This is a genomic window from Paenibacillus tianmuensis (genome assembly GCF_900100345.1).
In the GTDB taxonomy this organism is placed as follows: Bacteria; Bacillota; Bacilli; order Paenibacillales; family NBRC-103111; genus Paenibacillus_G; species Paenibacillus_G tianmuensis.
Genome location: NZ_FMTT01000045.1, coordinates 43,069 through 52,631, shown reverse-complemented (window position 1 = coordinate 52,631; position 9,563 = coordinate 43,069). Strand labels below are relative to the sequence as shown.

10 protein-coding genes are annotated in these 9,563 nt (G+C 51.9%); all 10 read left to right on the top strand.

Features of this window, described 5'->3' with window-relative positions; all coding sequences use genetic code 11:
• Positions 1-319: transposase (locus tag BLO51_RS31275; RefSeq protein ID WP_425415824.1), on the top strand; the 319-nt coding region annotated here is incomplete at its 5' end.
• A 29-nt stretch (positions 320-348) separates the two neighbouring features.
• Entirely contained in the window at positions 349-525 is a 177-nt protein-coding gene (locus tag BLO51_RS22950) for a hypothetical protein (RefSeq protein WP_174551303.1), read from the top strand.
• Between the two features lie 559 nt (positions 526-1,084).
• Complete coding sequence (locus BLO51_RS22945; RefSeq protein WP_090675549.1) at positions 1,085-1,882, top strand: tyrosine-protein phosphatase; 798 nt, start codon at positions 1,085-1,087, stop codon at positions 1,880-1,882.
• 54 nt (positions 1,883-1,936) lie between these two features.
• Positions 1,937-2,692, top strand: coding sequence for a YveK family protein (locus tag BLO51_RS22940; protein ID WP_174551304.1), 756 nt, complete (start codon positions 1,937-1,939; stop codon positions 2,690-2,692).
• Positions 2,676-3,356, top strand: a complete 681-nt coding sequence (locus tag BLO51_RS22935; RefSeq protein WP_090675545.1) for a CpsD/CapB family tyrosine-protein kinase — start codon at positions 2,676-2,678, stop codon at positions 3,354-3,356. The genes BLO51_RS22940 and BLO51_RS22935 overlap by 17 nt, the downstream gene beginning before the upstream one ends.
• A 20-nt stretch (positions 3,357-3,376) precedes the next feature.
• The gene (locus BLO51_RS22930) at positions 3,377-5,206 is read left to right on the top strand and encodes a polysaccharide biosynthesis protein (RefSeq protein WP_090675543.1); all 1,830 of its coding nucleotides are present in this window, start codon (positions 3,377-3,379) and stop codon (positions 5,204-5,206) included.
• A 60-nt stretch (positions 5,207-5,266) separates the two neighbouring features.
• Complete coding sequence (locus BLO51_RS22925; protein ID WP_090675541.1) at positions 5,267-6,607, top strand: flippase; 1,341 nt, start codon at positions 5,267-5,269, stop codon at positions 6,605-6,607.
• Positions 6,608-6,637: 30 nt separating this feature from the next.
• On the top strand, positions 6,638-7,759 hold the full coding sequence (locus tag BLO51_RS22920; protein ID WP_090675539.1) for a glycosyltransferase: 1,122 nt from the start codon (positions 6,638-6,640) through the stop codon (positions 7,757-7,759).
• The gene (locus tag BLO51_RS22915) at positions 7,752-9,179 is read left to right on the top strand and encodes a hypothetical protein (RefSeq protein ID WP_090675538.1); all 1,428 of its coding nucleotides are present in this window, start codon (positions 7,752-7,754) and stop codon (positions 9,177-9,179) included. Before BLO51_RS22920 ends, BLO51_RS22915 begins: the two co-directional genes overlap by 8 nt.
• Positions 9,157-9,561, top strand: a complete 405-nt coding sequence (locus BLO51_RS22910) for an acyltransferase (protein ID WP_090675536.1) — start codon at positions 9,157-9,159, stop codon at positions 9,559-9,561. The genes BLO51_RS22915 and BLO51_RS22910 overlap by 23 nt, the downstream gene beginning before the upstream one ends.
• The last annotated feature ends 2 nt before the right edge of the window (positions 9,562-9,563 follow it).

Below are 9,563 nucleotides of genomic sequence, written 5' to 3'. Positions count from 1 at the left end.
CGAGATGTACAAGGCAAGATGGGGCATCGAAGTTTTCTTCCGATGGATCAAGCAAAACTTGAATGTCCCTGTTCTGTTTGGATCCACGAAAAATGCCGTATTCAACCAGTTGTTCGCTGCACTCATGACGTATGTCGTCTTGAGATGGCTATATGACCATTCCAAATCGCTCATCATCGCTTGCAAGTCCATGCCACTCATCCGATTTAAGGAACTCATGCAAGAGAATCAATTCCAGGCGGAATGGCTCATTGCTGTTACTAAGATTCTGGATAAATACGTCTATTTCTCACGTCTTGATATCCCAAAAGTTGGTTAATCAACAGGCGTGATGAGAGCCTTGCGAACGTGACACGCCAATTGGTAACAGGACCGGGCGGCCATGGTGTAGTTAATTCGTTGGTAAAAAAGCTTGAGCATAAGCAAATTCACGCCTATATCCATGAAGTTTCGGCACTACGAGGACAGAAAATCCCGGCAGAGCTTGGCGATCTGCTTATTCGTCAGGCGCAAACTTTAAACTGAAATCAAGGGCATCCAGACATGAACCAGCTGGATGCTCTTCCTATTTTCGGGCCTCAGGGGCAGTAAAAAATGTGTTCAACGACCCAGACATAGTTCGTTTTACAGGGAGGAGCGCGTAGGTTCGTATTTTTCCAATTTGAACCAAGCCATTGGGTGTTTTTACCTGTACTCAATCCAAAGTCCCAAAATCGACCAAATTATGTATTCCAAATATACCCAAGGAAGTGGATTCATATTTTGTTAATAATACTCGCGAGGCCTTTTGTTGAAAGAAGTCTTCTCCATTTTCACGGAAAATTAAAACGCTTTCATTCTTTAAAAAACTATGGATGTAAATTTATGTATAATAAATAAATTTTATGAAATACGTTACATTTAATTGGTAAAATCTTTTTCAATGTGTATATTTTATCACATTAAAAGCCTGTTAAATCCTGTATCCATGATTGAAAAATAATCATTTTTAACTAATCAAATACACAACTCTGTTCCCTCATCGTTCGCTTTGAAAATGTGCCATAATTTACATTAGCCTGGATAGAGCAGGAGGAAGCAGACATTGATCGACATACATAGTCACGTTCTTCATGGTTTGGATGATGGCCCTGCCAGCTTGGAGCAGTCGCTTGAGCTTGCTCGCTTGGCCGTTCAGGAAGGGATTTCGACGATCGTCGCCACGCCTCATCATCGAAAGGGCAGCTATTACAATCCTGCGCAAACTGTCGAAACGGCGGTGTCGTTTTTTCAGGAACAGCTCTTGCGGCACCGAATTCCTTTAACGGTTTGCAGCGGTCAAGAGATTCATACTCACCCGCAGTGGCTTGACGATTTTTATACCAATCAATTGTTGACTCTGAACGGGTCGTCCTACATCCTGATCGAATTTCCGTCGTCCAAGCTTCCCGAACGGGTCGAGGAGATTCTTCACGAGCTGTCGATTCGAGATCTGACGGCGGTCATCGCCCATCCGGAACGCAACAAGGAAATCGCGGAGCAGCCGGACAAACTGCTGAAGCTGATAGAGTACGGGGCTCTCGCGCAAGTGACCTCCCATTCCATAACAGGGTATTTCGGACCGCAGGTCCGTTCGGTTGCTTTAGAGCTATGCCGAAGAAATCTGGTGCATTTTATCGCGTCGGATGCGCATGATGCCGTTCGCCGCCCGTTTCATTTGCGGCGGGCCTACGACATCGTGACTGAAAAGCTCGGAGGTGATTATGTGAAGTATTATCGGCATAATGCGGAATGCTTGCTCAAGGACCGGAGCTTTGAGATTTGGAGGCCGGTTCCGCAAGTTCGCAAGAGCTTATTCTTTACCCAACTACCGCGTTTTTTTAGGAGGAATCGTTCGTTATAAAGGAAAATCGGGAAAATCTCATCAAACGAAAGCGAGGCTATTTATAACGTGACCATGGATTTCGATTTAAAAGCGGTGATGAGCGTATTGCGCAAGCGTTTATGGCTGATTGTTCTCATTGTCGCGATGAGTTGTACGGCTGCCGGTATCGTAAGCTATTTTTTCATGAAGCCCGTGTATGAAGCTTCGACGAAACTGATTATTAACTCATCACCCGATCAAGCCGGTGTTGTGAAATTGGACTTGAATTCTGTAAATACGAATATTTCGCTCGTCACGACCTACAAGGAAATTATTAAGACCCCGGCCATTATGGACATTGTGGCGAAGGAGCATCCCGAATTCGGCATGACCTCCGAGCAGTTGATCAACAAGATCAAACTGAGCTCGGTGAACGAGACCCAAGTACTCACCATCTCGATTCAGGATTCGTCCTACGAGAAGGCGGCCCATATGGTCAATGCCGTGTTCCATGTGTTTCAAAGCCAAATTCCGAAAATCATGAAGGTCGATAACGTGATTTTGTTGAACCAAGCCGATCCGGCCAAGCAGCCTCTGCCCGTTAAGCCGGACCCGTTATTGAATATCGCGCTAGGTTTTCTGGCTTCGCTTATGCTTTCCGTCGGGCTCGCCTTTTTGCTGGAATATATGGACGATACGGTCAAAACGGAAGCTGACGTCCAACGCTACCTGGGCTTGCCGACGCTTGCTTTAATTACTCAAATCGACGAACAGGATCTGGAAACGAACAAAGGGTCCTTATCCTCCGAGCGAAAGGTCGGTGAACTATCCAATGTCCAGATCCGTTAAGCGGCGTCCCGTCATTGCGCACAGCCATCCCAAATCGCCGATTTCCGAGTCCTACCGGACGCTGCGCACGAATATCCAGTTCTCATCCGTCGACCGGCTGTACCGGACGCTGATGATTACGTCTTCCAGCCCGATGGAGGGGAAATCGACAACGATCAATAATCTGGCGGTCGTATACGCCCAATCGAATAAGAAGGTGCTGCTGATCGATGCCGACCTGCGCAAGCCGACGGCGCATCATACGTTCCATCTGTCGAACAGGTTCGGACTGACGGATATGCTTACCTCTCAATGTACGCTGGACGTGGCGATCAAGGTAACCGATATCCCGAACCTGGAGGTGATGACCTCGGGCTCGATTCCGCCTAATCCGTCGGAAATTCTCGCTTCGCAAAAAATGACCGGGCTCCTGGAGGAGCTAAAACGGCAATATGACATCGTCCTGCTCGATACGCCTCCAGTGCTTGCGGTAACCGACGCGCAAATTATTGCGGCGAAGTGCGACGGCGTCATTCTCGTAATCGATTCCGGGAAAATCAAACGGGATTTGGCGCAGAAAGCGAAAAACGCATTGGAGTTAGTGCAGGCCAACCTTCTGGGCGTCGTACTGAACCGAATCGCCCGGCCATCCGGCAATGCCTATTATTACTATGGCAACGAATAAAACCTGTGGGAGGAAGAATGATGAATTATTCCAAAAGAACGGGAATTTTGGTCGCAATCGATCTCGGTATGGTATGGCTCAGTGTCTACTTTGCCTTTTACTTCTCGTATAAAAGCTCCATTCCGGCCGATCAGATACAGCTGTGGCTGCTGTATGGAACGATTTCTTCCATCGCGAGCACGGCGTTTATGTTTCTCTTCAAGCTGTACAACCGGATCTGGCAGTACGCGAGTGTCGGCGAGCTGATTTCGATGACGAAAACAGTGGCGGTCAGCAGCTTGGTATCTTACTTGGCGACGAATGTGATCTCGGCCCAGCCGGTATCGTTTGCGATAGCATTGCATACCGCCGAAACGATGCTGCTGCTGCTCGGCGGCAGCCGATTTGTATGGAGAGTGTTCTGCGACAAGTTCGGCGGCAAGCGGCAAGGAGCCGACGAACCGAAGAAGGCGCTCATCGTCGGAGCGGGAAGCTGCGGAACGCTGTTTGCCAAGGAGCTGAAGAGCAACGAGCATTACGACACGATGCCGTTTGCTTTCGTCGATGATGACCCTTATAAGCAAAAGCTTCAGGTGTATGGTCTCCCTGTGTTGGGCGGCCGGGAACAAATTCCGGCGATTGTCGAAAAACACGACATCGACGAGGTGATTATTGCGATGCCCTCGGTGTCCAAGACGCAAATCACCGACATTATTAACATTTGCAAGCAAACGAAAGCCCGCTTGAAAATTATTCCTCATCTGCAGGAGATTATTACAGGCAAAACCACTTTGAACCAAGTGCGGGACGTGCAGGTGGAGGATTTGCTCGGGAGAGATCCGATCAAAACGGATTTGGACGGCATCGCCAATTACGTGGAGGATAAGGTCGTCCTCGTTACGGGCGCCGGCGGCTCGATCGGTTCGGAGCTGTGCCGGCAGATTGCTCCTTTCCGCCCCCGGAAGCTGCTGCTGCTGGGACATGGTGAAAACAGCATTTATACGATTGAGATGGAAATGCGTCGGCTTGCGCCGGAGCTCGAATTGGAGACGGTCATTGCCGATGTGCAGGATCGGACAAGGCTGGAGGAGATGTTCAGCCATCATCGCCCACAGGTTGTTTTCCATGCGGCAGCCCATAAGCATGTGCCGTTGATGGAGCGAAATCCTTCCGAGGCGGTCAAGAATAACGTATTCGGCACGAAAAATGTTGCCGAGTGCGCCGATCAGTTCCAAGCGGAACGGTTCGTCTTAATTTCCACGGACAAGGCGGTCAATCCAACGAGCGTGATGGGGACGACGAAGCGGATCGCCGAAATGTTCATTCAAAGTCTGGACAAGCAGAGCCAAACGAAGTTCGTCGCCGTCCGCTTCGGCAACGTGCTGGGCTCCCGGGGCAGTGTCATTCCCCGATTTAAGGAGCAGATTCGGCAAGGCGGTCCGGTGACGGTAACCCATCCGGAGATGGTGCGTTACTTCATGACGATTCCGGAGGCGGTTCAGCTTGTCATTCAGGCGGGCGCTTTTGCCAAGGGCGGCGAGGTGTTCATTCTCGATATGGGCGCGCCTGTGAAGATTTACGATCTGGCGGCCGACTTGATCCGCTTGTCCGGCTTCGAGCCGAATGTCGACATCAATATCGAGTTTACGGGCATGCGGGAAGGCGAGAAGTTATACGAGGAGCTGTTAACGAACGAAGAAGGCATCAGTTCGACGATGCATGACCGGATATTCATCGGCAAGCCGATGAACATCAACCGGACGGAGCTGGAATTCGAGATCCGCAAGCTGGAGCGGGTGCTCGGCAAAGGGCAGCAGGAAATCCGCGAGGTGCTCAAGCATCTGGTGCCTACGTACAGCAACGTTTCCTAACCGGTCCGGAAACGACCGGAGACGTTCCCGGGATTCAGACTAACGAAGAAGAAGGTAACTATGAAACAGACGACGTTACATCGGACGGAAACGAACGTTTCCCGAATTCTCGCGAAAAGCGGCTCCCTCTCCTTCATGATGAATGTGGCCGGCGTCGGGCTGGCCGTATTGATGCAGGTCGTGCTGGCCAGGCTGCTCGGGGTCGTCAGCTACGGATATTATGCTTTTGTGATGACGGTTATCACGTTCGTGGCTTTTCCCGCCAACCTTGGCTTCGATACGGCAATTGTCCGGTTCGTGTCTTCTTACAAGGCGGACCAGCTGTGGGGGGAAGTCAAAGGCTTGCTGCGCCGGGCGAACCAGCTGACCTTGCTCGTGTCGCTCGTGCTGATGGGAATTAGCGGCATTGTCATTTACGTGATGTACAGGAACAGCGGAGGCGAGTTCTATTACACCTTTTTGACCGGCTTGCTGATCATTCCTTTGATGGCGACGGCAACTTTAAGGCAAAACTCGCTGCTGGCGCTCAAGGAAGTGCTGGTTGCCCAACTGCCGGAGAAGGTGCTGCGTCCTGTATTCGTCATCGTCATTTTGTACGCCTACACGGTCATATTTCACGTCAATGCCAGCGCATTCGAAGCGATGGTCATCTTTGTCGGGTCGATGCTACTGTCGTATTTGTTCGGGGCTTGGGTGCTTAACCGGAAGCTGACGCCGCATACGCGAGACTATCCGCACCGGTTTCAAACGAAGCATTGGCTGTCGGAATCGCTAACCTTGATGGTGAATTCGGGCATGTATTTGATTCTGGGACAGCTTAGCGTCGTGATGATCGGTATGATGCACGGCACGAGCGAGTCCGGTATTTTCTCGGCGGCCGTGCGGATCGCGACGATGGTTTCGTTTGCGATCACATCGATTAATATGATTGCGGCCCCGATGATTTCGGAGTCGTATGCCAAGGGCGACTTGAAGCAAATGCAAAAGGTATGCACACTGTCCGGCCGATCGGGGTTCGCTTTTGCCGGTCTGGTGTTCGTTACGATTCTGCTGCTGGGCGAGTGGATTCTGGGTTTGTTCGGAGAAGAGTTCAAAGCGGGTGCTACCGCACTTATTCTGCTCTCGCTGAGCCATCTCGTTCATTCCTATTGCGGGCAATCCGGAACGGTTATGACGATGACCGGGCAGCAGCGCGCGTCCAGCCGGATCTTGATGATTTCTACCGTTCTGAATGTGGCGTTTAATCTGCTGCTGATTCCGAGCCTCGGCATGATCGGAGCGGCTTTGGCGAACTTGCTGTCGACGGCGTTCTGCTATTTCAGCATGATGTACAAGGTCAAGCAATCCATGCAGATCGTTACGGGCGTGTGGATGCCGGGACGTATCGGAAGCAAATCATAGCCAAAGGATTCAGTCATCCGGGAGGGTAAGATGAGCGCGATTAAAATATTGCATGTTGTCGGAAAAATGGACCCCGGCGGTGTCGAGACACTGCTGATGAATATTTACAGGAACATCGACCGGGAACGGTTCGAGTTTCATTTTGCGGTCCAGTTGGAAGGCGAAGGGTTCTACGACCGCGAGATTCGCGAGCTCGGCGGGAAGATTTTGCTGCAGCCGCATCCCCGGAAAGGGCTTGGCCCGTTCCGGGAACAATTCCTGCATAACGTGAGAGAAAATGGTCCCTATGCCGCCATTCACAGCCATATTTTCCAATTCAGTGGGTATGTGCTGAAGCTGGCCAAGGAGATCGGCGTCCCGGTTCGCGTGTGCCACAGTCATACGGTGAATGCCGAACAGCGGACGACGCTGTTCCGCACCTTGTACCGCCACTACATGAAATCGCTGATTTTAAAACACAGCACGCATCTGATCGGCTGCTCCAGACCGGCGTGCGAATCGCTTTTCGGGGCCCGCTGCTGGAAAGATACCCGCACGGAGCTGCTGCCCAATGCGATCAATCTGCTGCCATACGAGCAGCTGCCCACAGATCGGAGCGGGCTCAGGCAGCGTATCGGCGTGACCGACCCGTCGATTCCGGTGGTGGGGCATATCGGCCGGTTCAGCGAAGAGAAGAACCACCGTTTCCTGCTGGAGACGTTCTCCTTATTGGTTAAGGCCGTCCCTGAGGCGCAGCTCGTGCTGGTCGGAGACGGGAGATTGCGCGAGGAGATGGAGCGGCTTGCGGAAACGATGGGCATTCGGCGACAGGTCCGTTTCCTAGGCGCCCGCAAAGATATTCCGGAAATTATCGGCGCTTTCGATGTGTTCCTGCTGCCGTCGTTATTCGAAGGCTTGGGCATTGTCGTCATCGAAGCTCAGGCCGGCGGTGTGCCCAGCCTCGTGTCGGAGCATGTGCCGACCGAAGCCGACCTCAGGTTCGGTATGGTGGAGCATCTTAAGCTGCAGCCCGAGGTATGGGTCAACAAGATTACGGGAATACTGGGCCGTTCGGCTGCGCCGGATTGGCAGACGAGGCATCGTTCCTTGAAAAAGTACGGCTACGATATCCGCGAGAGCATCCGGCGGTTGGAGAACATTTATCATGCTTGAGCGGAAGGTTGAGCTGCCGCTTGTAAGGGATAACCCCTTGGCGCAAACGATGCTGCTGTGGATGTACGCCGTCCTGTTGATGCTGACGACCAAATGGGTAACCCAGTGGGACCTCGATGTCGGACTTGTCTTTTTCTTTATTTTGCTGCTTCCCTTTTTCGTCATGCTGAAGTGGCCCCACCAGCCGGCCGTGCTCTACATCGGGCTCATGGTGATGCTGATCGGCAAAGGGATGTATGCCCTGACGACGGACCCTTTATTTGGTCCAGACGCCAGAGGCTATTTCCGGCAGGTGACGTTCTATTCGCATCTGGACGATTTTATCCGTTATGCAACGGAGCACATTACGACCAAGTGGCTGGATTCTTCGGCGTATCCGGTGTTCGGGCTCATGTACATGCCGTTTTTTAAATTTCTGGATTTGGCCGATCCGCTGGTCATTATTACGTTTAATTCCTTTTTGCTCGTGCTGTGCTGCAATATGACGTACCGGCTGAACGACAAGTTTTTCACGTACGAGCTTTCGGAGGCGGGCAAACGAACGTATAACGCGGTGCTGATTATCGGGCTGCTTGCAAGTCCGGCGCTGATGTATATGTCCTCCGTGTTCGGCAAGGACATCACGTGCGCCTTCCTGGGGCTGCTGTGCACCCAGCTTTTATTAAACCGCCGATACCTTTTGTTCATCATCGTCTTGTTCTACACGTCCATGCTCAGAGATTATTCGATCGTTTATATTTTATCCTTTTACTTGCTGTTCCGCCGAAGCTTCAAAATCTCCTTGCTCATGCTCATCGGTGCGCTGGGCGTGGTGTTCTTGAAAGTGGGGCCGACCGGGCTTCTGAATTCCTTCATGCTCACGGTCTTTCTGTTCATCTCTCCGAATCCGTTCAAAGCGTTCAATTGGGATATGGAGTTTGTGATGCGTACGGCGGAGGCGGTCTATATGATGATCTCGTTCGGACTGTCCGTGACGGTGTTTTTGCGCCATAAGGAAACGCGTTCGTTTTTTGCGATGTGCCTTATTCTGCTGCTGACCTTCGGCTGCACGCTGGTAATGGTCGGCTTCGTCACCGTGACCGAGCGGAATCTGGAGTACGGGGTAGGGACGATCGGGGATAACATGGTCCGGAAAAAAGTGCCTGTTGTGCCCATTCTGTACATGATGAACGCGTATACGCTCGCGTGGTTATTCAGGCCCAAAGCGGTTCATTCCAAGAAAGGAGAGGCTTGCCATCCGAGGAAGGGACAAATTTCATCGTTACAAAGGATTTCTGAACCTGCTTACGGCGCTGTTCTCGATCATTCCGAAGCCTCTGCTCAAGAGCTCGTGGCACGCGACCGACCTGCTGCCGGAGCCCCTGGGGCTTGCAACGCGCTACTGCCTTCTCAAGCGGTTGATTCCGAAGTGCGGCGATAACGTATTCGTCGGCCGGTCCGTTGAGATTAAGCATTGGGAGAAGCTCTCCATCGGCAGCAATGTAAGCATACATAAACAGTGTTATCTGGATGCGGGGGGCGGCATTGCGATCGATAACGACGTGTCGGTCGCGCATCAGACCTCGATGATTTCATTCGAGCACGCTTGGGATGACGCCTCCCTGCCGATTCGCGACAATCCGGTCAAATACGCGCCGATCACGATTCAATCGGACGTCTGGATCGGCTGCGGCTGCCGCATTCTGGCAGGTGTGGACATCGGCAGCAGGGCAGTGGTGGCCGCCGGAGCGGTCGTAACCAAGCCGGTGCCCCCGCATACCGTTGTCGGCGGAGTCCCGGCAAAACCTATTAAATCTATCTGAGA

Bases quoted from the DNA above. Each gene is read 5' to 3' on its own strand.
- BLO51_RS22940 (WP_174551304.1), top strand. From the start codon at position 1,937: ATGGATTTCGATTTAAAAGCGGTGATGAGCGTATTGCGCAAGCGTTTA.
- BLO51_RS22935 (WP_090675545.1), top strand. From the start codon at position 2,676: ATGTCCAGATCCGTTAAGCGGCGTCCCGTCATTGCGCACAGCCATCCC.
- BLO51_RS22930 (WP_090675543.1), top strand. From the start codon at position 3,377: ATGAATTATTCCAAAAGAACGGGAATTTTGGTCGCAATCGATCTCGGT.
- BLO51_RS22925 (WP_090675541.1), top strand. From the start codon at position 5,267: ATGAAACAGACGACGTTACATCGGACGGAAACGAACGTTTCCCGAATT.
- BLO51_RS22920 (WP_090675539.1), top strand. From the start codon at position 6,638: ATGAGCGCGATTAAAATATTGCATGTTGTCGGAAAAATGGACCCCGGC.
- BLO51_RS22915 (WP_090675538.1), top strand. From the start codon at position 7,752: ATGCTTGAGCGGAAGGTTGAGCTGCCGCTTGTAAGGGATAACCCCTTG.